Origin of the sequence: Streptococcus sp. 'caviae' (assembly GCF_001937065.1) — a bacterium.
GTDB lineage: Bacteria > Bacillota > Bacilli > Lactobacillales > Streptococcaceae > Streptococcus.
Window position 1 is genome coordinate 16296 of the sequence record NZ_MOWR01000002.1, and the last position, 23944, is coordinate 40239.

General features: G+C 42.0%; 23 protein-coding genes. 20 read left to right on the plus strand and 3 right to left on the minus strand.

All coding sequences use genetic code 11. The annotated features are described in order from the left end of the window. Window positions 1–104: 104 nt before the first annotated feature. The 18 genes from BMI76_RS02145 to BMI76_RS02225 all read left to right on the plus strand — a co-directional run bounded on the left by BMI76_RS02145 (window position 105) and on the right by BMI76_RS02225 (window position 19535). Window positions 105–1202, plus strand: coding sequence for a hypothetical protein (locus BMI76_RS02145; RefSeq protein ID WP_075345967.1), 1098 nt, complete (start codon window positions 105–107; stop codon window positions 1200–1202). Window positions 1203–1600: 398 nt separating this feature from the next. Next, entirely contained in the window at window positions 1601–1723 is a 123-nt protein-coding gene (locus tag BMI76_RS10855; protein WP_257615233.1) for a hypothetical protein, read from the plus strand. A 252-nt stretch (window positions 1724–1975) separates the two neighbouring features. Next, window positions 1976–2527: a DUF6287 domain-containing protein gene (locus tag BMI76_RS02150; protein WP_075345968.1), complete on the plus strand. Its 552-nt coding sequence runs from the start codon at window positions 1976–1978 to the stop codon at window positions 2525–2527. A gap of 244 nt (window positions 2528–2771) precedes the next feature. Beyond that, complete coding sequence (locus BMI76_RS02155) at window positions 2772–3518, plus strand: DeoR/GlpR family DNA-binding transcription regulator (RefSeq protein ID WP_075345969.1); 747 nt, start codon at window positions 2772–2774, stop codon at window positions 3516–3518. Between the two features lie 9 nt (window positions 3519–3527). After that, the gene (locus BMI76_RS02160; RefSeq protein ID WP_075345970.1) at window positions 3528–4352 is read left to right on the plus strand and encodes a Cof-type HAD-IIB family hydrolase; all 825 of its coding nucleotides are present in this window, start codon (window positions 3528–3530) and stop codon (window positions 4350–4352) included. 36 nt (window positions 4353–4388) lie between these two features. Then, window positions 4389–5468 (plus strand): MmcQ/YjbR family DNA-binding protein, encoded by a 1080-nt coding sequence (locus tag BMI76_RS02165; RefSeq protein ID WP_075345971.1) that lies wholly within the window; start codon window positions 4389–4391, stop codon window positions 5466–5468. 260 nt (window positions 5469–5728) lie between these two features. After that, window positions 5729–6334: a helix-turn-helix transcriptional regulator gene (locus BMI76_RS02170; RefSeq protein WP_307770183.1), complete on the plus strand. Its 606-nt coding sequence runs from the start codon at window positions 5729–5731 to the stop codon at window positions 6332–6334. A 12-nt stretch (window positions 6335–6346) separates the two neighbouring features. Then, window positions 6347–7165, plus strand: a complete 819-nt coding sequence (locus BMI76_RS02175; RefSeq protein ID WP_075345973.1) for a pyruvate, water dikinase regulatory protein — start codon at window positions 6347–6349, stop codon at window positions 7163–7165. 79 nt (window positions 7166–7244) lie between these two features. Continuing rightward, window positions 7245–9890, plus strand: coding sequence for a pyruvate, phosphate dikinase (gene ppdK, locus BMI76_RS02180; protein WP_075345974.1), 2646 nt, complete (start codon window positions 7245–7247; stop codon window positions 9888–9890). A 276-nt stretch (window positions 9891–10166) separates the two neighbouring features. Beyond that, window positions 10167–10706 carry a 16S rRNA (guanine(966)-N(2))-methyltransferase RsmD gene (rsmD, locus tag BMI76_RS02185; RefSeq protein WP_075346248.1) on the plus strand — a complete coding sequence of 180 codons (540 nt, stop codon included), beginning with the start codon at window positions 10167–10169 and terminating at the stop codon, window positions 10704–10706. Then, complete coding sequence (coaD, locus tag BMI76_RS02190) at window positions 10696–11196, plus strand: pantetheine-phosphate adenylyltransferase (protein ID WP_075345975.1); 501 nt, start codon at window positions 10696–10698, stop codon at window positions 11194–11196. Before rsmD ends, coaD begins: the two co-directional genes overlap by 11 nt. Continuing rightward, complete coding sequence (locus BMI76_RS02195) at window positions 11174–12217, plus strand: SepM family pheromone-processing serine protease (RefSeq protein WP_075345976.1); 1044 nt, start codon at window positions 11174–11176, stop codon at window positions 12215–12217. Before coaD ends, BMI76_RS02195 begins: the two co-directional genes overlap by 23 nt. A gap of 176 nt (window positions 12218–12393) precedes the next feature. After that, a complete protein-coding gene (locus BMI76_RS02200; protein WP_075345977.1) occupies window positions 12394–13725 on the plus strand; it encodes a bifunctional UDP-sugar hydrolase/5'-nucleotidase in 1332 nt (443 codons plus the stop codon). After that, window positions 13722–14261, plus strand: coding sequence for a YutD-like domain-containing protein (locus tag BMI76_RS02205; RefSeq protein ID WP_075345978.1), 540 nt, complete (start codon window positions 13722–13724; stop codon window positions 14259–14261). The genes BMI76_RS02200 and BMI76_RS02205 overlap by 4 nt, the downstream gene beginning before the upstream one ends. Before the next feature lie 99 nt (window positions 14262–14360). Then, a complete protein-coding gene (rlmN, locus tag BMI76_RS02210) occupies window positions 14361–15446 on the plus strand; it encodes a 23S rRNA (adenine(2503)-C(2))-methyltransferase RlmN (protein ID WP_075345979.1) in 1086 nt (361 codons plus the stop codon). After that, a complete protein-coding gene (locus tag BMI76_RS02215) occupies window positions 15446–15967 on the plus strand; it encodes a VanZ family protein (RefSeq protein WP_075345980.1) in 522 nt (173 codons plus the stop codon). Before rlmN ends, BMI76_RS02215 begins: the two co-directional genes overlap by 1 nt. Before the next feature lie 90 nt (window positions 15968–16057). Beyond that, window positions 16058–17803, plus strand: a complete 1746-nt coding sequence (locus BMI76_RS02220; protein ID WP_075345981.1) for an ABC transporter ATP-binding protein — start codon at window positions 16058–16060, stop codon at window positions 17801–17803. Further along, complete coding sequence (locus tag BMI76_RS02225) at window positions 17793–19535, plus strand: ABC transporter ATP-binding protein (RefSeq protein WP_075345982.1); 1743 nt, start codon at window positions 17793–17795, stop codon at window positions 19533–19535. The genes BMI76_RS02220 and BMI76_RS02225 overlap by 11 nt, the downstream gene beginning before the upstream one ends. A 246-nt stretch (window positions 19536–19781) precedes the next feature. On the opposite strand, the gene BMI76_RS02230 is transcribed toward BMI76_RS02225, so the two are convergent. Continuing rightward, on the minus strand, window positions 19782–20636 hold the full coding sequence (locus BMI76_RS02230; protein WP_075345983.1) for a helix-turn-helix domain-containing protein: 855 nt from the start codon (window positions 20634–20636) through the stop codon (window positions 19782–19784). Window positions 20637–20718: 82 nt separating this feature from the next. Between BMI76_RS02230 and BMI76_RS02235 the strand changes: the two genes are divergently transcribed. After that, window positions 20719–21759 carry a dihydrodipicolinate reductase gene (locus BMI76_RS02235; protein WP_075345984.1) on the plus strand — a complete coding sequence of 347 codons (1041 nt, stop codon included), beginning with the start codon at window positions 20719–20721 and terminating at the stop codon, window positions 21757–21759. A 76-nt stretch (window positions 21760–21835) separates the two neighbouring features. Here BMI76_RS02235 and BMI76_RS02240 read toward each other — a convergent pair whose 3' ends face one another. Further along, the gene (locus BMI76_RS02240; RefSeq protein ID WP_075345985.1) at window positions 21836–22117 is read right to left on the minus strand and encodes a putative quinol monooxygenase; all 282 of its coding nucleotides are present in this window, start codon (window positions 22115–22117) and stop codon (window positions 21836–21838) included. A gap of 310 nt (window positions 22118–22427) precedes the next feature. After that, window positions 22428–23150: a DUF975 family protein gene (locus BMI76_RS02245; RefSeq protein WP_075345986.1), complete on the minus strand. Its 723-nt coding sequence runs from the start codon at window positions 23148–23150 to the stop codon at window positions 22428–22430. A 489-nt stretch (window positions 23151–23639) separates the two neighbouring features. Between BMI76_RS02245 and BMI76_RS02250 the strand changes: the two genes are divergently transcribed. Beyond that, complete coding sequence (locus tag BMI76_RS02250) at window positions 23640–23936, plus strand: chorismate mutase (RefSeq protein ID WP_075346249.1); 297 nt, start codon at window positions 23640–23642, stop codon at window positions 23934–23936. The last annotated feature ends 8 nt before the right edge of the window (window positions 23937–23944 follow it).

Consider the following 23944-nt stretch of genomic DNA (forward strand, 5'->3'; position numbering starts at 1 on the left):
TAACAAAAAGTATTATCAATGCGTTGAAAAAGTAAACGAAGCACAGCTGAAAGGCTGTGTTTTGGGTATAATGGATTTTATGATAAATAACTAAGGTGAATATAATGAATATAATTACTATGGAACTTAACTTTCTAGAAGTTAATGAAAAAGATTTAAAGTTTTTTGATTTTATTATAGATAGTAATGGGATACCTATAAAAGTCGATTTGTCTAAAAAATATTTTTCAAATCACAAGAAATTTTCAAAACAATTTAAAGAATATTTTGGTAGCATTAGATTAGAAGAATTCTTGAATAAATTATCTTTGATTGAAGAGATTAAATTTTCACATGGAGATAAATTAAAACATCAACAACTAGCTAATGAAGCCATAAAAAATCAAAAGATTAAAGAATTAGCTGATAGGATCTATGGCGAGTATCACTATGATTTGCAAATTAAAGCAGTCTCTTTATCAACTGCTATTTGGCTTTTAAAAGATTCTTGTGTACAATCGAATTTAGCTTATACAATTATAGAAAACGGGTATTCATCTGCTTCGAATTCTGATATGAATTATACAATGGCAAATGGAAGTCATCAACTTATTTCAGTTGATGACAGTGAAATCAAGAGTATTAAAGAATACTATGAATTAGTATTTCCGGTTATAAATTCTCGTATAGGAAACAAAGAAATTGAGACTATTAATATCACTAACCATTACAGCTTATTTGAAACTGATAAAATAGATAGAAGTAAATTTGCAAGTTATGCTAGAGCGCTTGTCTATTTACAAGAAGCACGCAAGAGCGGTTTAATAGCTTCTAAAATTGATAAATATATGCAAGTATTACAGTGCTTATATGCTTTTGAAGATGGTACGCGTAGGATGGGGAGAAAACTAAAGAATATTACAGCTAATTTATTGTCAGAGGAACCAACAGAAAAACAAAAGATTATTGATAATATTGCTATTGCATACAAGATAAGGTCACAACATACTCATGGGAATAGAATAAAATTTGGACAAAATGAGATTGAGCGCATCTCAATAGTTCTTGATGACTATGTCAGGGAAGTTTTAAAAAAGTTATTACCAAATAAAGAATTAAATTATTTAGATGAAGAAACAAGGCTTTTTGTTGAAAAACATATGCGACAATTCAATGAAGGAAAATTTTCAAACTTTTTTAAAAAAGTTTTTAATGTGAAATAAAACTAATTTCTGGAAAAAACTGTTTCAAAACTATTGCATTTTTTTATTCCTATCTTATCGCAAATAATTATAAAAAGTAATTTTACTTCTAACAGAAGTGTCCTATGATTATTAAGTAAATCATTACTTACTTATCAGACAACTGAAATAGAAAATTAAGACTATGGATAAATTTCTACAGTATTAATAAATAGTTCATTACACAGGTTTTGGCGAAAAAATTGAAAGATCTTTATGATGTCCAATAAGCTTATTTGGTTATAAAGAAGTGGCTTGTTTTAGTGAATTTCTTCCAAAATATTTTTAAAGCTACAATCCTATTCAGGGGACAATAATTGTTCCCCTTTTTTGTTTATAAAGATATAAAATAGACTTAATCCAAGGCCGAGGAGAAAATAATGGAAAACAGACGTTTAAGTTTATTGTATAATTTGCAGAATTTATATCATTCCAGCGATATAGAAAGTGTGGCTTATCAGCTTTCCTGCTATTTGATTGATAATTATCAAGAGCTACAGTAAGATACTTTTGTCAACATTTAGGTTATGATAATTTAAAGAATTTCCATTGCTGCAAACCAAAAATCAACAAGCAATTCTGACTAATTTTGCTAAGACTGTAGTATAATAGAGGTAGTTAAAGTCGTCTGAAATAAAAATAAGTGATTGAAGAGTTTGATTTCTTCTATTATCTCAATTTCTCATTTTTAGGAAGGAGGTCACTCAAAGGAAAGTAGGAGGGTATGCTATTTTTATAAAGGAGAGGAGCTTGTTATGAAAAAGAAATTAGTAAACATTTTTTTGGCTTTATTGTCCATTTTGCTTTTGTCAGCTTGCCGCAGTAATAAGACAGAGACTTCGCAGAAAGCTTCCAGTCAAGCAAAATCTGAGCAGACTGAAAAAAAGACAGAAAAACAATCCACTTCAAGCAGTTCGTCCGAAGCAGTTACTGAAGCGGAAACGTCTGATGAGACTTCTTCCACTGATGTCAGTCAAAAAGATTTAAATATTGATGAGATTAATAACGGCAACTTTCAATCTTTGGTTGGTACTTGGAAAAACGGCAGGGGTGACACCTTAGAAATTACTTCTGACGGTACAGTAAACGGCAAGATGACCTTACAGGGAATTAAAGATTCTGCTAACAGAAACGGTATTCCTTATGCCAGCTTAAGAGCAGGGAATAATACGGGTGCGGCCTTGGCTTTGTTTAAGATTGGTTTTAAAAATCCTCAAGGGGATCAGTCAGATTCAAGCAAGCCTCGTATTTTGATAACGCAAAGTGATGGCAACTATCCTGCAGAGGACTATTATTATCGTCAATAGCAGCTGTCTAAGGCTATTCCAGTCGGATTATATGGTCCCTTAAAATTAAATATCTGAGACTTTTGAGCTGCACTCCAAGCCTTAGGCTAAAAATCTAAGGTTTGGGGTGCTTTTTATATTCTCTTTGTCACAGGTTTTTGAGGTTGCCATATTATGTTTTAAAAATAAAAAACTTATAAAAACTTAAAAAGACTTATCTTTGCTTAAAATGTGTTATAATAGATTTAAGCAAAGGAGGGGTGTTATGTACCGGGAAAAACGACTGCAGGAAATCCTGAGGCTGGTTGAAGAAAGAGGGGAGCTGTCTTCCAAAGATGCGCGTGCGCTGCTGAATGTTTCTCGCGATACGGTGCGGCGGGATTTTGCTTTTCTAGCGGCTGATAAGCAGGTTATTCGGACTCATGGCGGGATTTTGCCCCTGCAGAAATCGCAGAACGTTCTGTCTTTTGAAGAGCGTCTGCATCGTCTGACTGAAAGCAAAGATGCCATAGCTCAAAAGGCTTATCAGCTGATAGCACCGGGGCAGCTCTACTTTTTTGATGTGTCAACGTCGGTGCTGCGCTTAGCGCAGCTGATTGATAAGGACGTGACCATCTATTCGCATTCTTTGGATAATGCCATTGTTCTGGCTCAGCATGAAACGGTTGATTTTCACCTTCTGGGCGGCCAGTTTCAGCCTAAGAACCGCTTTTATTATGCTTTAAATGAAGCAGAGCTGCTCAAGGATATTCATTTTGATGCAGCTATCATTGCAGCTGCAGGTCTAAAGAAAGGACAAGTGTCTTTTGAAGATGCGGCCGATACCTACCTGAAGAAATTGGTTTTGAAAAATGCCAAGACCAAGATACTGCTGGCCGAGGAAGATAAATTTGAAAAAGAAGCCAATTATGTGCTGGCTGATATTAACGACTTTGATTATTTTATTACGGATAAAAAACCGACAAAAGCTATCCAAAAACTGCTGTCGCAAGATTTGAAACTTATTTTTTAGGAGGTTACTATGGCAGAAGCGATTCGATTGATTTTAAGTGATATCGACGGGACTATTTTAGATGACAAGCATCAGCTTGACTCTGAACTGAGTGAGACTGTAGCTGCTTTGAAGGCAAAGAACATTCCTTTTGTGCTGGCTTCTGCCAGATCGCCTCACGGCATGTTTCCCCTTGCCCGGGAGCTTCATCTAAGTGACAGTCCTCTTGCCTGCTATAACGGTGCACTTATTGTTGAGGGAAATCAAGAACATTTTCAAACCTTAATGGAACACAGTCTCGATAAAACAGATGTTAAAAGGGTTGTTGATGTGATGCGCAGGGAGTTTTCTCATATTGCTCTTAATGTGTATTCGGGCGGTGATTGGATTGTTGACAAGAGAGATAAATGGGTGGAGATTGAGGCTGATATTACCAAAGAAACGCCGCTTGTCGGTGAACTGGATAAGCTTTTGGCAGACAGCAAAAGACCCGTTCATAAACTTCTTTTGATTGCTGAGGCTGATGACATTAAAGAACTGCTTGCTCATCTCAAGACCCTGTCATTTGCGGATGCCTCCTTTTACCTGTCTAAGGCTAACTACTTAGAGGTCATCTCAAAATCAGTCTCCAAAGAAAATGCTCTCACGGAAATTGCCGGCTACTATCATGTGCCTCTGACAGCTGCTATGACAATTGGCGATAATTTCAATGATCTGCCTATGTTAAAAATAGCCGGTTTGGGAGTGGCCATGGGCAACGCACCGCAGGCTGTCAAAGACGAGGCCGACCAAGAAACAGCCTCTAACAACGATAACGGCGCTTCTAAGGCGATTAGGGACTATGTACTGAATTAATTTGTTTTGCATGTATATCTTGGAAAGGAAAATAGGATGTCTCTTGAATCAGATTTTTTTAAGAAGAAACGTGTGCTGTTTGACAAGCTTCTTCCTTATGGATTTTCAAAGGAAGGGGAAGCATATGTCTACAAAGAAAGCTTCATGAACGGTGATTTCGAGGCGCTGATAAGCATTTCTGCTGCCGGAGCGGTATCCGGCCGTGTGATCGATACTGATATTGGTGATGATTATCTTGCCCTGCGGGCAGAGCATCAAACAGGCAGCTTTGTCGGTCAGGTCAGAGAAGCTTATGCTGAGATTTTAGGAAAAATGGCCCATGCATGCTTTGAAGCGCAGCCTTTTATAGGGGAGCAGACCAACCGCTTGGCGCAGAGGCTGGAGCAGGTTTATGGAGATAAGTACGATCATCCCTTTAAAAAATATCCGGCTTTTTCTTCTTATCGCTATCCTCTTAACCGTAAATGGTATGGCCTCATCATGGCTATTGAACGCGGAAAGCTGGATTTGGGAGAAGAAAAGTGGAGCCAAGAAGAACTCAGGCAGCAGGTAGAAGTCATCAATCTCAAGGTCAAACCTGATGATCTGGCAGAGCTTCTGACTGTTCCGGGAATCTATCCTTCCTACCATATGAATAAGAAATCATGGATTTCAGTTGTGCTGGACGGCACTGTCACAGATGAACAGCTGTTTTCTTTGGTGAACAATAGCAGAGCTTTGGTCAGCGGTAAAAGTCTGGGAAATCCAGCTGGACCTGATTTTTGGATTATTCCGGCTAATCTTAAGTATTATGATATTGATGCCGAATTTGCTGCGCATAAAATCAATATCTGGCCGCAAAAGGCAAGCATTCAGACAGGGGATTACCTTTTTATTTACATTACGGCGCCGACACGCGCTCTGCGCTATGCCTGCAGGGTACTTGAGTCTGGAATTCAGCAGCCTCATGCGAAGCGAAAACAAATGAAACTGGAGCTGCTGAAAAAATATGATGACAGCGACTTTCCTATTGAGCGGCTTAAAGCGCACGGTGTTACCAATATCCGCGGACCGCGGCGGATGACTGCCAGCTTGATAGATGACATCAAATCAAGTTTAAAAGACAGCTCATCCTGACTGCTGCTATCAGAAAGGCTGTTGATATATAGGTTATGAGAAAGGCTCGGCCTCCTATATTTGGAGGTTGGTTTTTTTTGTTTGTTTCATAAGCTCTTAAGTTTTCCAGCAAAATAGTATTGCAGCTCCTCCTGTTAAAAAATCTTATGATCCTGCCTTGACAAATGATTTTCTTTTTAATATACTACACTATATAATAAATAGTGTAACACATTTAAGAGGAGGGATGCCCAATTAAACTGAATGACAGACAGTTAAAAATTATTGATATTGTTAAGGAAAATCAACCAATTACGGGAGAAAAAATAGGAGCCAAACTGCATGTCAGCAGAGCGACGCTGCGGGCGGACCTGTCCATTTTGACTATGTTTCATATTCTGGATGCCAGGCCCAAGGTTGGCTATTTCTATTTGGGGAAAGGGGATTTTGATTTACAGCTTAGTGCGGTCAGTGATTTACCAGTCTCTGATGTCATGACCCTTCCTGTGATCGCGAAGCAGCATGATAGGGTTTACGATTTAATTGTCAGATTGTTTTTGGAGGATTCGTCCAGCATTTATGTCTTAGATGATGAAGATTATTTATGCGGACTAGTGTCCCGCAAGGACCTGTTAAAGGTTACCATGGGCGGTGCAGATGTCAGCCATTTGCCCATTGCTGCGGTAATGACAAGAATGCCTAACATTTTGACAATCACAGAGGATACATTAGTTCCTCAGGCGGCTGCTCTTTTGGTCCGAAATGAAATTGACAGTTTGCCAGTTGTGCGAACCGAAGATAATAGCGAGGGAAAGCTTAAAGTATTGGGGAAATTTTCAAAAACAATTGTTGCAAATTTATTTGTTGAAATCACACATCCTGAGTAAGTAGGAGGTCAAATGGCAGAAAATACGATTTTATATATTATATCAGACTCTTCTGGAGAGACGGCTCAGTCTATGGCCCAGGCTGGGATATGTCAGTTTCCCAGTCATAAAGACTGGGAGGTAAAACGCATCCCTTATGTTAATCATTTGGCAGCGCTAAAAGAGGCTTTGGAGGAAGCAAAATCCCGGCAAGCTATGGTTATGTTCAGTTTGGTAGATGAAAAGCTGGCTGATTTCGCCGGTCAGTACTGTCAAAAGGAAAAGCTATGCTTTGTAGATTTGATGAGTGACATGCTCAAGCAAATGAGTTGGCAGGCAGAAGAAGTTCCTTTGCGGGAAGCTGGAAAGATTCGTCAGCTGACGAAGTCGTATTTTGACCGCATCGAAGCTATCGAGTTTGCTGTTAAATACGATGATGGAAAAGACCCGCGAGGTTTTCTAAAAGCTGATTTAGTGCTGCTGGGCGTCTCCCGAACATCCAAAACACCTTTGAGCATCTATTTGGCCAACAAACAGCTAAAGGTGGCAAATCTGCCTTTGATCCCGGAAGTGCCCTTGCCTAAGGAAATTTTTGAAGTAGACCCTAAAAAAATTGTTGGGCTGACCAGTTCGGTCGAACGCTTAAATAAAATGAGAAGTCAAAGGCTTAAGGCAATGGGCTTGGACTCAACAGTCCATTATGCCCAGAAAAATCGTATTTTAGAGGAGTTGGATTATTTTTACAAAATAATGAAAGCGCTTAAATGTCCGGTCATTGATATCGAGCACCGTTCTATTGAAGAGACGGCCGGATTGATTATGACTAAGTTAAGCAATGCAGGTGCGAAGTAGCGTGGTGCATTGCCAATCGTTTTAGATCGAAAGTGCCACCTGTTTCATTTAGAACTAGGGGGCAATGAAAGGAGTTCCTATGTCAAAAAAATACGTTTACAGCTTTAATGAAGGTAACAAAGATATGCGTGATCTGCTTGGAGGTAAGGGAGCTAATCTGGCAGAAATGACACGGATTGGCCTGCCAGTTCCTCAAGGATTTACCATTACGACGGATGCTTGTAGAGACTATTACCAGCAAGATGAACAAATTAGTCAAGAGATTATCAGCCAAATTGATGTTCAAGTAACTCAGCTGGAAAAAGAGCAGGGTAAAAAATTAGGAGATAATCAGAATCCCTTGCTGGTTTCTATACGTTCTGGGGCAGTGTTTTCAATGCCTGGAATGATGGATACAATTTTAAATTTAGGCCTGACAGATGACAGTCTTCAAGGCTTGGCTCTTGCGACAGGGAATGACTGGTTTGCCTATGACAGCTATCGCCGTTTTATTCAAATGTTTTCGGATGTAGCCATGGGCATTTCCAAAGACAAATTTGAGGCTGTCCTCGATCGGTATAAGGAAGAAAACGGCTATCATGCAGATACCGAATTGACCCTTGAAAATCTGCAGGCAATTGTTCAGGAATTTAAAGCCATTTATCGGGAGGCCATCGGTCAGGATTTTCCGCAAACTCCCCGAGAACAGTTATACTTGGCTATTGAGGCAGTCTTTAAATCTTGGAATAATCCCAGAGCTATTGTTTACCGCAATTTAAATGAAATAGATCATCATTTGGGAACAGCGGTCAATGTTCAGTCGATGGTCTTTGGCAATATGGGAGATACTTCGGGAACCGGCGTCGCCTTTACCAGAAATCCCGCAACAGGGGAGCATCGTTTATTTGGTGAATACCTTATTAATGCTCAGGGAGAAGATGTGGTAGCAGGCATTCGGACGCCTCAAAGTATAGAAGTATTGAAAGAAGACATGCCAGCCATCTATCAGCAGTTTACAGAGCTCACCCAGCGTTTGGAAAATCACTACAGAGATATGCAGGATATTGAATTTACGATTGAAAGGGGTAAACTTTATCTTCTGCAGACACGCAGCGGCAAACGAACAGCCAAGGCTGCTATTCAGATAGTGACGGATTTGGCTGACCAAGGGCTGATTACTAAAGAAGAAGCCATAATGCGTGTTGAACCAAAGCAGTTAGAACAGTTACTGCATCCGACTTTTGATGAAAGCTCCTTAAAGCAAGCTAAGGTTCTTACTAAGGGGCTGCCGGCTTCTCCGGGAGCAGCAAGAGGGAAGGTTTGCTTTTCGGCAGAAGCAGCAACCCGACTCGCTAAAGAAGGAGAAGATGTCATCTTGGTGCGTCAGGAGACTTCCGCAGAAGATATCGAAGGAATGGCCAGCGCTAAAGGAATTCTGACTGCCCGCGGAGGTATGACCTCCCACGCTGCCGTAGTTGCGCGCGGCATGGGAAAATGCTGTGTGGCAGGCTGCAGTGATTTAAGAGTTAATGAGGTCAGCAAGACAATCACAGCTGGCGATTTACTGCTAAAAGAAGGCGATACCCTCTCACTTGACGGCAGCAGCGGCAATGTTTATCTCGGTCTTGTAGACATGGAATCTGCTGATGTCAGCGGCAGTTTTGAAACCTTTATGAACTGGGTCGATGATGTTCGCGATATGGGCGTCCTTGCCAATGCAGACAATCCTAAAGATGCTCAACAAGCAGTCGATTTCGGTGCCGAAGGCATAGGGCTTTGCCGCACGGAGCACATGTTCTTTGATGAAGAAAGAATTCCGGCTGTCAGACAAATGATATTAGCCGATAATGTAGAAGACAGACAAAGGGCACTGGAGAAAATTCTACCCTTCCAAAGAGATGACTTTTACCAGCTCTTTAAAGTGATGGATCAAAAATCAGTAACGATTCGTTTGCTGGATCCGCCCTTGCATGAATTTCTGCCTCATGACGAAGATACGCTGATCCGTTTGGCAGGAAAGTTGGGGCTGAGCCTTAGTGACATGCGCAAACGCGTGTCAGAACTGGCAGAATTTAATCCTATGCTTGGTCACAGAGGCTGCCGTTTAGCTGTTACCTATCCGGAAATCTTAATCATGCAGGTCAAGGCTATTGCCCAAGGTGCCAGTCTGGCTGCCAAAGAAGGGGCGCAAGTCAAGGCTGAGATTATGATTCCTCTGGTGGGAACCGCTCAGGAATTAGCTTATTTAAGACCGCTAGTTGACGCTGCCATGCAGGAAGAATGTGCGAAGACAAAGTGTTCAGTTGACTACAGGATTGGAACGATGATCGAAATTCCACGGGCCTGTATTACAGCGGATGAGATTGCGGCCTATGCTGACTTCTTCAGTTTTGGCACCAATGATTTGACACAATTAGGATTTGGCTATTCCCGAGACGATGCCGGCAAGTTTTTAGCAGAATATGTTGACAAGGGCATTCTTGAAAAAGATCCTTTCCAAGTGCTGGAACAAAAAGGAATCGGGCGTTTAATGGAAATAGGAGTTGACCTGGGCAGGCAAACAAAACCAGGCCTTAAAATGGGCATTTGCGGCGAACACGGCGGCGAGCCATCAAGTATTGCCTTCTGTTATGGCATTGGCCTAGACTATGTCTCTTGTTCTCCGTTTCGTGTTCCGATTGCAAAATTAGCGGCAGCACAAGCCAAGATCAAAGCGCAAGGGAAGACTGATTTTTTGGATAAATAAGGCTTGCTAATTGTTCATTTGCTGTTTTGGTGTAAAATCAAAAAAATTTTTGAAGGTAAATAATCCTTTGCGGACAATATCAATGAGTCAGCTCCACAAAAAGGAAACAAAAATAAGGCTCCTAGAAATGCTGATATGTCAGTGTTTCTGGGAGTTTTTGTTTGTCCTGCGGAAAGAAAAGTGGCTGAGCACAACAGCCTCTTTGGACAGTCCCTTCAATCTGGAATTGTATCTCCGTTTTTTTGTTTTTCCATCTTTTTTGATATAATGAAACACATGAGAATTGTTTCTGGTAGTTACGGCGGCCGTCCGTTAAAAACTTTGGAAGGGAAAACAACCCGTCCGACCTCAGACAAGGTGAGGGGAGCTGTTTTTAACATGATTGGTCCTTACTTTAGCGGCGGCCGAGTTTTAGATCTTTTTGCCGGCAGCGGCGGCCTTGCTATTGAAGCTGTTTCGCGGGGGATGAACTCTGCTGTCTTGGTAGAGAAAAACCGCAAGGCTCAGGCTATTGTTGAGGTCAATATAAAAATGACCAAGGAAGAAGACAAATTTCAGCTGTTAAAAATGGAAGCTGCGCGTGCTTTGGAGCGCCTGAGCGGGCAATTTGATCTGGTTTTTTTGGATCCTCCCTATGCTAAAGAAGAAATTGTCAAGAATATTGAAGAACTCTGCCGGCAACAGCTGCTGTCGGAAGATGTCATGGTTGTCTGTGAAACGGATAAATCAGTTGAGCTGCCGGAAGAAATTGCGGAGCTGGGCATCTGGAAACAAAAAATTTATGGAATATCAAAGGTGACGGTTTATGTCAGATAAAATTGGACTTTTTGCGGGGTCATTTGATCCTGTGACAAATGGGCATGTGGATATCATTGAGCGTGCCGGCAAACTGTTTGACAAGCTTTATGTCGGCATTTTTTATAACAAGGATAAGTCAGGGCTGTTCGATGTGGACAGCCGTCAGAGAATGCTGGAGGCAGCCTTGTCTGATTTGGACAATGTCTGTGTCATAAGGGCTCGAGACTCTCTGGCTGTTGATGTTGCCAGAGATCTAAAAGCGACTCATCTGGTTCGCGGCCTGCGCGGTTCTGAAGATTTGGAACACGAGGCTCGCCTGGATTTTTTTAATCGGGAATTGGCGCCGGAATTAGAGACAGTCTATCTGCTGACCAAGCTGGACATGAAGTATGTTAATTCAACACATGTGCGTGAGCTGATTTATTTTAAGTCCGATATTAAAAAATATGTACCGGCCAGTGTCGTCAAAGAAGTGGAGAAGAAGTTTGAAAACAATCAAAAAATATAAATGGTGGCTGGTCAGCTGCTTGGGCCTTCTTTTGGTTTTAGGCTGCTTTTTTATTCCCTTGCCCTACTATATGGAGATGCCGGGCGGTGCCTATGATATCCGTACGGTTCTAACTGTTAATGATCAAGAAGACAAGGAAAAAGGTTCCTACAATTTTGTTGCAGTCGGAGTGAGCAGGGCAACTGTTTTTCAAGTTGTTTATGCCTGGCTGACCCCCTTTACAGAAATTACCAGTGCTCAGGAAACAACCGGCGGTGTCAGTGATGCAGACTATATGCGGATTAACCAGTTTTACATGGAAACCTCGCAAAATGGAGCCATTTATGAAGCCCTTAATCTAGCGGATAAAAAAGCCAGTCTTGATTATATGGGAGTCTATGTCCTTAATGTCAGCAAGAATTCGACCTTTAAAGGAATTTTGAACATTGCCGATACTGTCACCGGTGTCAACGGACGGACCTTTTCCAGCTCCAAAGAACTGATCAAGTACGTTTCCGGTCAAAAGTTAGGCAGCAAGGTCAGTGTTCAGTACACTTCTGAAAATAAGAAGAAATCAGCCAAAGGCAAGATTGTCAAACTGTCAAACGGTAAAAATGGCATTGGTATCGGCTTGGTTGACCATACTAAGGTTGCTTCGGATGATAAGATTAAATTCAGTACCGACGGAGTCGGCGGTCCAAGTGCCGGGCTGATGTTTACATTGGATATTTATGATCAGCTTATTGATGAAGACCTCCGCAAAGGCCGTGTTATTGCTGGGACCGGAACTATTGAGGAAGACGGCAAGGTCGGAGATATTGGCGGCGCCGGCATGAAAGTTGCGGCGGCAGATAAGATTAATGCTGATATTTTCTTTGTTCCTAACAATCCTCTCGATAAGGCTGTTTTAAAAGAAAATCCGAAAGCCCTGACCAATTATCAGGAGGCTAAACGGGCCGCTAAAAAATTGAAAAGCAAAATGAAAATTGTTCCCGTTAAAAGCGTGGAAGATGCTGTTAAGTACCTAAGAGAACATGATTAAAAAGCGATGGGCGCAGGGTCTTTGCCTCTTGTTGCAGGTATAGCTGCCCGTTCTAGTTGTTCTGAGGTCTGCTCCTTATGGTTGAGCAGATCTTTTTTGGTCTTGCAGTGAGAGTGCAGATCAGTTCAGTGTGACTTATCTTTTTATATCCGCTGTGAAAGTGTTAAAATAAAGACATGAAAGAAAGTATCCGCATTCTGCATATCAATGATTTACATTCGCATTTTGAGGCTTATCCAAAGATCAAGTGTTTTTTTGACGAGCAGTCACAAACAGATAAGGAAGTGCTGAGATGCGATCTTGGCGACAATGTTGATAAGAGCCATCCTTTGACGGACGCGACAGCCGGAGCGGCCAATGTGGCATTGATGAATGATTTGAAGATTGATTTTGCGACAATTGGCAATAATGAAGGTATCGGCTTGGCCAAACCTGAAATCAATCAGCTCTACAGCAAGGCCAATTTTCAAGTGATTCTAGGCAATCTTACTGACAGGAATGGGCGCCCTGCTTGGGCTGAACCCTATGTCATTTATGAGACTGAGGCAGGGACGAAGATAGCTTTTTTAGCTTACACCTTTCCTTATTACCGGACTTACAAGCCAAACGGCTGGCAGGTTCATGATGCACTTTCCTGCCTCAAGCGGGACTTAAATCGGCCGGCTATTCAAGCAGCGGACTTTCGGATTTTACTCAGCCATCTGGGGATTCGTCTGGATGAGCAAATCGCGCGTGAAGTTCCTGCGATTGATTTGATTATCGGCGCCCACACCCATCATGTATTTGAAGAAGGAGAAGTTGTCAAGGGAACTTATCTGGCAGCAGCAGGACGTTACGGCGATCATGTCGGTCAGATAGAACTGGAGTTTGACAATCATCTTTTGACGGATATCAGTATTGAAGCTCTGCCGCTTAGCGACTTGGATGCTCAAAAAAATGATGCTGCTTTTGCAGCGAATTTAGTGAAAGAGGGACAGGAGCTGCTTGAAAAAAGCCTAGTCTGCCGTCTTTCGCGAAAGCCTACCCTTGAAGAATGTGCAGAAATGGTCATGGAAGCCATGGTTCAATCAGCTGGTGCAGATGCGGCCATTATTAATACCGGCTTAGTTGTTGAGCCTTTTGAGCAAACAGTGACCAAGGCTGGTCTTCACCGAGCTCTTCCCCATCAGATGCGTCTAGTAACCTTTCAGGTAAGCCGAGCAGAGCTTTTAGAAATCTGCCGGGATATTTTTTCTCAGGCTGATCTGCTGGCTAATCAGCAAATTCGCGGCATGGGCTTTCGCGGCCGTCAGTTTGGCCGGGTTGTAACGAGTGGTTTTACTTACAAAAATGGAAAAATAGTGTATAATAATAAGGTTACCAATAAAAAAGACAAATTGAGTCTTGTTTTAGTTGATCAGTACTATTTTGCCCCTTACTTCAGCAGCATTAATTCCCGTCAGGGCCGGCTGCTGTTTCCTGATTTGCTGAGACAGACAGTAGAAAAATATCTGAGAGGAGACCTATGAGAAAAGATATCTCTCCGGACATGTACAATTACAACAAATTTCCCGGGCCTCAGTTTATAACTTTTGACAATCATGTTAAGAGTGATGAGATAGACTTATTGATTTTAGAAAATGTCAAAAATGCTTTTAATGCGAAGGTTTTCAGCCAGCGTTTTTCAGAAATTCTGCTGAAATATGACTACATTGTCGGCGATTGGGGGAATGAACAGCTGCGGCTCAAAGGCTTCTACAAGGAAGACTCCAAGGCTAAAAACAGACACCCATATATCGGCCGTTTGGATGATTATCTCAAGGAATACTGCAATTTTGGCTGTGCCTATTTTGTTTTGGAAAATCCAAATCCTAAGGAAGTCAAAGCTGAAGAAGATAATTCGCAAAGGCGCAGGCGCCGCGATAACCGCAAGAAGAAACGCTTTAATAAAAACACGAAGATGAATCCGGACAGGATCCGCCAAGAAAAAACACAAGAATGTGAAGCGTTGCGGGAAATTCATGATGCCAAGAAAAATTTTGTCATTAGGAAAAAGGAAAAATAGAAAGGATAGGGAACCGGACAGGTACTTAGCTGCCAGAAAAATTTGTAGTGTTAAGTTTTCAAAAACTGGCTGAATTTTGGAAGGTTCTTGATAATATTTATGAAACCATCTATTTACGGTTTAACCCGTGATGAATTGATTGACTGGACAGTAGAACACGGGGAAAAGAAATTTCGGGCTGCGCAAATTTGGGATTGGCTCTACCGCAAGCGTGTCCAATCTTTTGAAGAAATGACCAATATTTCCAAAGATTTTATCGCCGTTTTAAATGACAATTTTTGCCTCAATCCGCTTAAGCAGCGCATTGTTCAAGAATCGGCTGACGGGACTGTCAAATACCTTTTTGAACTGCCCGACGGTATGCTGATTGAAACGGTGCTTATGCGCCAGCACTATGGACTTTCGGTCTGTGTCACCACACAGGTTGGCTGCAATATCGGCTGCACTTTCTGTGCCAGCGGCCTGATCAAAAAGCAGCGCGATCTCAACAATGGAGAAATCACTGCTCAAATTATGCTGGTGCAGAAATATTTTGATGAACGCGGTCAGGGCGAGCGTGTCAGCCATGTTGTGGTGATGGGAATTGGTGAGCCTTTTGACAATTACGACAATGTCATTAAATTCTTGCGGACCATCAATGATGACAACGGTCTTGCCATCGGTGCCCGTCATATTACGGTATCAACATCAGGATTGGCTCATAAAATCAGAGAATTTGCCAATGAAGGTGTCCAGGTCAATCTGGCGGTATCCCTCCATGCGCCCAACAATGAGCTGCGTTCCAGTATCATGCGAATCAACCGCTCTTTCCCATTGGAAAAGCTTTTTGCAGCTATAGAGTACTACATTGAAACAACCAACCGCCGTGTCACTTTTGAGTATATCATGTTAAATGGGGTCAATGATCATCCTGAAAATGCACAGGAGCTGGCTGACTTGACAAAGAAAATCCGCAAGCTTTCCTATGTCAACCTCATTCCTTACAACCCTGTGACTGAGCACGATCAATACAGCCGCAGTCCCAAGGAGCGCGTGGACGCTTTTTACGATGTGCTTAAGAAAAACGGGGTCAACTGTGTGGTCCGGCAGGAACACGGAACGGATATCGATGCAGCCTGCGGTCAGCTGCGCTCAAATACAATGAAGCGCGACCGTCAAAAGGCTGTTGCTGAGGCTGCTCAATAATGCCAAGATTTTGGGAGAAAGATGGCGACTTAACGCCTTTGGGCAAAACGGCGGTCAGATGGGCGCTCTGTCTTTATGCGCTTGCTATCTGTGCTATGTGCTTTCTGCCGCAGCCTTTTAGGCAGGTGAAAACGCCGGGGATTCAGCACTATGGGCGTCTTGTTGTTCTTTTAACTCCCTTTAATTCCTTGGTCAATTTTGGGAAAATCAACAGCTTTTGGCATCTGCTTTGGATTTTAGGACAAAATATCAGCAACATTTTGCTGCTCTATCCTCTTATTTTATCTTTGCTTTTGCTGAAAAAAGAACTCCGCAGTTTAAAAAGAACTGCGGTGCTTGGTTTTAGCATCAGCCTTTTTATCGAAGTCAGCCAGCTTCTTTTAGACTTCCTTTTCAATGTCAACCGTGTTTTTGAAATCGATGATTTATGGACCAATACCTTGGGCAGCATTCTGGCTTTTTACACCTGTCAGTGGCTGCAAAGAAAAATCACGAAGCAAAACGGCAGTCAGATTATTTGACTTAGAGTAAGCTCCAAGGTTTATAATAGTAATGTTATTTTCCCTCATTGCGGGGGATTTTTCTTATGATGATTAAAAGAAAGGGCAAAGATGTCTGTTATTAAAAATTTATGGTGGTTTTTTAAACTGGAAAAGCGCCGCTATTTGATTGGGATACTGGCTCTTAGCCTGGTCAGTGTTCTCAACCTGATTCCGCCCAAGGTCATGGGGCATGTTATTGACCATATTACCCGTAAAAGTCTGACGAGAGAAACGCTTTTGTGGGATCTTTTTTACTTGCTGCTGTCCGCCTTTGCCATGTATGGGCTGCGTTATGTCTGGCGCATTTATATTTTGGGAACTTCCTACCGTCTGGGGCAGATTATGCGGTCCCGCCTCTTTGAGCATTTTACAAAAATGTCTCCCTCTTTTTACCAGAAATACCGGACAGGGGATTTGATGGCGCATGCGACCAACGATATTAACTCCCTGACCCGTCTGGCGGGAGGCGGTGTCATGTCGGCTGTTGATGCTTCAATCACGGCCTTGGTTACCCTGATGACCATGTTTTTCAGTATTTCCTGGCAGATGACCTTGATTGCAGTGATTCCTCTGCCTCTGATGGCTTTTGCGACCAGCCGCTTGGGACGCAAGACACATGAGAGTTTCAAGCAGTCTCAAGCCGCTTTTTCGGAGCTCAATAACAAGGTTCAGGAAAGTGTTTCAGGTATCAAGGTAACCAAATCATTTGGTTATCAGGCAGATGAATTAGCTGCTTTTCAGGAAACTAACGAGATGACCTTTGCTAAAAACATGACGACCATGAAGTATGACAGCATGTTTGATCCCTTGGTGCTCTTGTTTGTAGGGGCTTCTTATACCTTAACGCTTTTGGTCGGTGCCTTTTTTGTCAAAAATAACCAAGTGACAGTCGGCAGTTTGGTTACTTTTGTGACGTATTTGGACATGCTGGTCTGGCCCTTGATGGCAATTGGTTTTCTCTTTAATATTGTGCAGCGCGGGGCGGTTTCCTATGAGCGTATCATGAGCCTCTTATCGCAGACATCTGACATTAAAGATCCGAAAAATCCTCTGCCAGACATTCACAATGGCCGTTTGGAATATGCTATTGAGCATTTTACCTATGATAATGAAGAGACACTCAGCAATATCCACTTTACTTTAGAAAAGGGGCAGACCTTGGGAATTGTCGGACAGACTGGTTCTGGTAAGACCAGCCTGCTTAAGCTTCTTTTGCGTGAGTACGATGTCAATCAGGGGGCTATCTCTCTCAACGGTCACGACATTCGGGACTACCGTCTGACAGACCTGCGCAGTCTCATTGGCTATGTGCCGCAGGATCAAGTTCTCTTTGCCATGTCTATTTTGGAGAATATCCGCTTTGGCAATCCTCAGCTGAGCATGGCAGCAGTTGAAAAAGCTGCTAAGCTGTCTCAGGTTTACGATGATATTGCAGCCATGCCTCAGGGATTTGAAACCATTATCGGTGAAAAGGGCGTCTCTTTGTCAGGCGGACAAAAGCAGCGGATTGCTATGAGCCGTGCCATGATTTTAAATCCAGATATTCTCATTCTGGATGACTCCCTGTCAGCGGTTGATGCCAAGACTGAACATGCGATCATTGATAATCTCAAGCAGACACGTAAGGATAAAACAACCCTCATAACAGCTCACCGGCTGAGTGCAGTGGTGCATGCTGATCTTATCTTAGTTTTGCAGGACGGTCGGATTATTGAGCGCGGCCGCCACGATGACCTTATTCAAACAGGAGGCTGGTATGCAAGAACCTATGAGGCTCAGCAATTAGAAATGAAAGGAGACAGTGATGAAGAATAACGACCACCAAGGCCGCGTGTTTCTGCGCTTGATGTCTTATCTGAAACCTTATAAATGGCTGACCTTTTTTGCCTTGTTCTTTCTCCTTTCAACGACGGTGATTAAAAGTGTCATTCCTTTAGTTGCCAGTTATTTTATTGACCATTTCCTGACAAATTTTAACCAGACAGCTGCTTCGCTTTTGCTGGGTTACTATCTCCTTTATGTTTTGCAGACTATTTTACAGTATCTGGGAAAGCTGCTTTTTGCCCGTGTTTCATTCAGCGTTGTGCGCGACATTCGTAAGGACGCTTTTGCCAATATGGAAAAGCTGGGAATGTCTTATTTTGATAAGACCCCGGCAGGCTCCATCGTATCGCGGCTGACCAATGACACAGAGAGCATCAGTGAAATGTTTTCAGGGATTCTGTCCAGTTTCATTTCGGCGATCTTTATTTTTAGCGTGACCCTCTATACCATGCTGATGCTTAATTATCGCCTGACCTTGCTTGTCATGCTCTTTCTTCCTTTTATTTTTATTTTGGTCAACCTCTATCGCAAAAAGTCTGTCAGTGTAATTGCCAAAACTCGCAGTCTGCTGAGTGATATTAATACCAACTTGTCGGAAAGCATTGAAGGTATCAGTATTATCCAGGCCTTTGGTCAGGAAGAACGTTTGAAAGCAGAATTTGAGACCATCAACGAAGAGCACTTTAACTATGCCAATCGCTCAATGGCATTAGACAGTCTTTTTCTGCGTCCGGCCATGTCTCTTTTGAAATTGCTGGCCTATGCCCTGCTGATGGCCTATTTCGGCTTTAACTGGCAGGCAATTGGGATTTCAGCTGGTATGATGTATGCCTTTATCCAGTATATTAACCGTCTGTTTGACCCCTTGATCGAAGTCACGCAAAATTTTTCGACCCTGCAAACATCTATGGTTTCAGCCGGCCGTGTTTTTGATCTGATTGATGAACAAGGCTATGAGCCTGTCCAAGATGAAAGCAATGCTGAAATTACTGCCGGAAATATTGAATTTAAAGATGTTTCCTTCTCTTATGACGGAGAAAATCAAATTTTAGACCGCATTTCATTTAAAGTCGGTCAAGGACAGACCATTGCCTTTGTCGGATCGACCGGTTCAGGAAAGTCATCTATTATCAATGTCTTTATGCGCTTCTATGAATTTCAAAAGGGTCAGGTCACCATTGACGGAACGGACATCCGAAAATACAGCCAGAAAGAATTGCGCAAAAATGTCGGTCTGGTTCTGCAGGAACCTTTTCTTTACCATGGAACCGTTAAATCCAATATCAAGATGTATCAGGATGTGAACGATGAAGACGTTAAAGCGGCGGCCCAGTTTGTCGATGCCGATCAGTTTATCCAAAAACTGCCGCAGAAGTATGATGAACCCGTCAGCGAACGCGGCTCCAGCTTTTCAACCGGTCAGCGGCAGCTTCTGGCCTTTGCCAGAACCGTTGCCAGCGCTCCTAAAATTTTGATTCTGGATGAAGCCACAGCCAATATTGACTCAGAAACCGAGCAGATTGTTCAGAATTCGCTGGCCAAAATGCGCCAAGGACGGACGACCATTGCCATTGCCCATCGCCTGTCAACAATTCAGGATGCAAACTGTATTTATGTCCTCGATAAGGGCAGAATCATCGAGTCAGGCACCCATGATGAACTGTTGGCCAAAGAAGGAACCTATCACAAAATGTATCAGCTGCAGGCAGGTATGATGGACTAGGGTAAGTCTGTTTGCAGCCGCATAGCAAAAAGAGTGAGAAAAATCGATTTCTGCCAAATCTCGATTGAATCTCACTCTTTTTTAATACTAGTTTAAAATCATCTGATGGATAGGATTATCCCGTTTCCACACAAGCTGGTTGGGATTGAGTAGCTAGGGAATCTTGAAACTGGGACAGACGCACATGATTGCTCAGCAATTATGGATGTCTGTCCCAGTTTTTATATGAATAAACAGCAGTTCAGACTAAAGACCTTTTGTGTTTTCTGTTTGTTTGATGGCCACCTGCATCCTGATAAACATATCTCTCTTATTTTGATTGAGACGCGGATGCTCGTGGATAACCTCACAGATATAATCGCCTGTAATATCATACCCCTTATTGATGATCATTTGATAAAAGAGATCGAGTTTTTCAATTTCCTCCTGAAAGGAAGTACAGTAGGTCAAGGCATAAAGACTGGAAGGGTAAGTCTTGATTGCAAAATTATCAGTCTCATCGTTTGAAAACATGAACATTTGATGAGATAGCCAGTTTCTGCATTTAAAATCTTTCTGAGCGATAATTGAGCCGACACGGGAAAAAATCGAATAGGAAAGCTTGCTTTTTTTCAGAGCTAATTTAAACTCTCGCAGGTGAAATTCATAGTCTTCATCAGTCATCTGATAAATATTCTGCTGCGTTTGATAAATAATCATCCTTCTGGCCGGCAGAGTAAGAATTTCTAAATCGCGGCAGTGCCTTTTATAATCATAAATCTGTGCACCGGTTTGGAAAGTATCTATTTCCTTTAAACGTTCTTCTAAGCGGTGTTTTTCAGAGAGGAGATGCTGCCGGTGTTCATTGATGAAATGGTTGATTTCGGTCAGATTTTCTTGAGTAGACAGGATAGCTCTTATTTCTTCTAGGGAAAAGTCAAGCTGGCGCAGATACTGAATCTCATCTACTATCTGCGACTGATTGATATGATAGTAGCGGTAGCCGGTCTCCTTATCAATAGAATAAGGACTTAGAAGGCCGATTTTATCATAATATCGCAGGGTCTGAATTGAGATATTATTAATACGGGAGAAATCTCCGATTTTTAAAATAAGATTCATGACTTTTCTCCTTGACTCTATAGTTACTATAGATATTATAATATAGTTGTGAAAAAAATAACAATAAAAGGAGGACAGGCACATGCGAAATGCAAAAATTCGAGCCATCCAATATGGCTGTGGTAAGATGTCCAAGGTCATTCTTAAAAATCTCTTAGATCACGGTGTTGAAATTGTCGGAGCTATCGACACGAATCCAGCAGTGGTAGGACAGGATATTGGAGATTTTGCCGATTTAGGTTATAAGACAGGCGTCATTATTTCTGATCAGGCTGATCAGGTCTTTCAAGACTGTGATGCTGATATTGCCATTGTAACTATCTTTTCTTACATGCCCGAAATGTACGTATTCTATGAAAAAGCTATCAAAAATGGAGTCAATGTTATCTCTACCTGTGAAGAAGCTATTTATCCTTGGACGACTTCCCCATCTGAAACTAACCGTTTGGATAAATTAGCCAAAAAATATGGTGTGACTATTATGGGTTCAGGCATGCAAGACATTTACTGGATTAATATGCCTTGTCTGGCAATGGCGGGGATGAACCGGATTAAAAAGGTTAAAGGAGCTGTTAGCTATAATGTTGAAGACTATGGTTTAGCTCTGGCCGAAGCTCATGGTGCTGGTTATGATATTGATCGTTTTGAGCGTGAAATTGCTTCTGCTGAAAGTTTACCATCTTATATGTGGAATGCCGCTGAGGCTATCTGCTCTAAGATGAATTGGACTATCCAGTCTATTGGTCAAAAGAGTGTTCCTTATGTTTTGGATGAAGCTATTTATTCTGAAACCTTAGAGCGTACCATTCCAGCTGGGCAGGTGACAGGTATGTCAGCAGTTACTCAAATAAAGACCCATCAAGGCATTGAATTGGAAGTTGAATGTATTGGTAAGGTCTATGGTCCAGATGATGGGGATATGTGTGACTGGGAAATAAGCGGAGATCCCAATCTTACGTTTTCAGTTGCTAAACCCGATACTGTTGCCTTAACTTGCGCGACTATTGTCAATCGCATTCCAAGCGTCCTTGACGCCCCCGCTGGCTATGTTACAGCGGAAAAAGCCCGTTTGCTGGCTTATCCGACTTATCCGCTTCATACTTATGTGGAAGGCTGGTCGTAAAAATTAATTTTAAAAAAGAGTGAGAAAAATCGATTTCTGCCAAATCTCGATTGAATCTCACTCTTTTTTGGTATTCTTATTGTTCTGCAACCTTAATAACAGGGTCAGCTGTGCTGTAATCTTGTAAATGTTCCATTAATTGAAGAAAATGCGGATTGGTGTTGTGCTGGTCGATTGCAGCTTGATTTTCCCATTCTTCAACCATGACAAATTGGTTGGGCAGATCCACCGCTTCATAGAGCTGATACGCATGGTTTCCATTCTCTGCACGCGATGATTCAATCAGAGGCGCGACGTCTGCTAAAAATGCTTGTCTTTTGTCCGCTTTAATAAAAAATACAGCATTGATTATTTTCATTGTAGGGCTCCTTTCGAAAGACATTTAAGAGACAATTGGTTTCGCTTACATTATATCATTTTAAAAGGCAGATTGATATTTTGGTCTGTTAAATAGTGAAAAATAAGAAAGCGGCAACTATCCAGTTGATATGCCATTGGAGCTCTCGCAATTGATTGCTCATATAAGGTGCTTAAACGAAGAAAGCCATTATGTCAATCAACGGCTTTGTTAATCTATTTGAAAAATAAAGGTCTGGGACGTTTTTGTCACAGACCTTTGCTGTTTAGTTTTTTACCTGTTAGAAGCAACAGGGAGTATAGGTTTGAACTTAGTTGGCGGGCAAGGCTGGGTTTATCTGGTCCTTGGCACTGTTATCGATTAGATTTTGGTAGAAAGCTGCAGTTGTTGTCTGTATATAAGGAATTAACCACAGATAACCGATACCGGCTGTTAAATTAGCTAGAATAGCCCAGCCAATAAAACTCAGATTAAGGACAAAGTACTCCCATTTGTGCCCCATCATTAACTGCCGGCTTTCAGTGATGGCCTGAGTGACGGTCATTGACTCGCCCTTTTCCAATTTATCTTTGAGGATATAATTAGTCATGCTATAACTGTAAGTTTTAATGATCCCGGGGATGACAAGGAGAAGCGACCATAGATATATAAAAATTATCATGACCAGATTAGTCGGGAAGAACTTTCCAAAGCGTCCTTCTTTTAAAAGGTAAGTGCCGGCTTCAGTATAGGTTGGTCTTTTTCCTCTGAAAAAGTCTAAAAATCCTAAAGTAATGCCAATGATCACAGTCAATGACCCGACAAACATGGCAAGACTAATAAGTATAAAAAGAGGTGCTCCTATTAAGGCAGCGACTTCTTCATCGATAGCAACAGCGAGTGATGCGACGAGTACAAAAACTATTAGTACACAGCCCCAAACAATTGCTGAGATAGTGAGAGCCGGCAGGGCATACAAGCCGACAGCATAGGCCCAGTTGCCCTGAAGGCGCTCTTTAGCCTGCATTTTTAATTGAGCTCTGGTTTTCGACATAGCAGAGAAACTCCTTAACAATTTAATATGAACTTAACTATAGCATATTTTGAGTAAGAAAACAATTTCATCAATCAAAGCAAAAGGTTGTCAAAACTTTTTTCAATATGAAAATTCTGATTTTTTTGGAAATTCAGTAAAAAGTCGCTCAAAAGGGCTTGCATTTGTTTTTTAGAAAGTGTATAATCGTAGACAAATCAGAAAAGTACCAGAATTTTATGTTTTCAGGGAGCTTGTGGTTATTGCGAACAAGCAGCAGAATTTTGGGAAGTGGGCTGATTTTCAATAAGGTGAAGATAAACAATATTCTTCAGGTGTGCACCCCTTACTGTGCGACTCCTTGTTGGAGGAGGTTGAGATGACGGGGAAAGACTATCCTATCCCGTTAACTGAGGTGGCACCGTGTTAGCTAGATGTAACGCCCTCATGCAGATTATTCTGTGTGAGGGCTTTTTGTATTTATGCCAAATTTTCCATGCAGGTGCAATTATGACAGATATCCAGAAGCTAAGAAATCAAATTGATCAGATCGATCATCAATTACTTGTTCTATTAGCCCAGCGGCAGCAAATGGTTGAGCATATTGGGCGGCTAAAGCCCGCTGGCAGTCAAGCAGCCGTCGCAGCCCCTGAGCGCGTGCGGCAGGTCCTTTTAAGCAGGCAGCGGGAGGCAGAGGAGCTGGGCTTATCACCAGATGTTGCGCTTGCTGTCTGGCAAGCTATGATTGAAGCCTTCACAGCTTTAGAGCTGCGTGTCAATAGCAATCATGAAATGAATAGAAAGTGAGCCTAAAC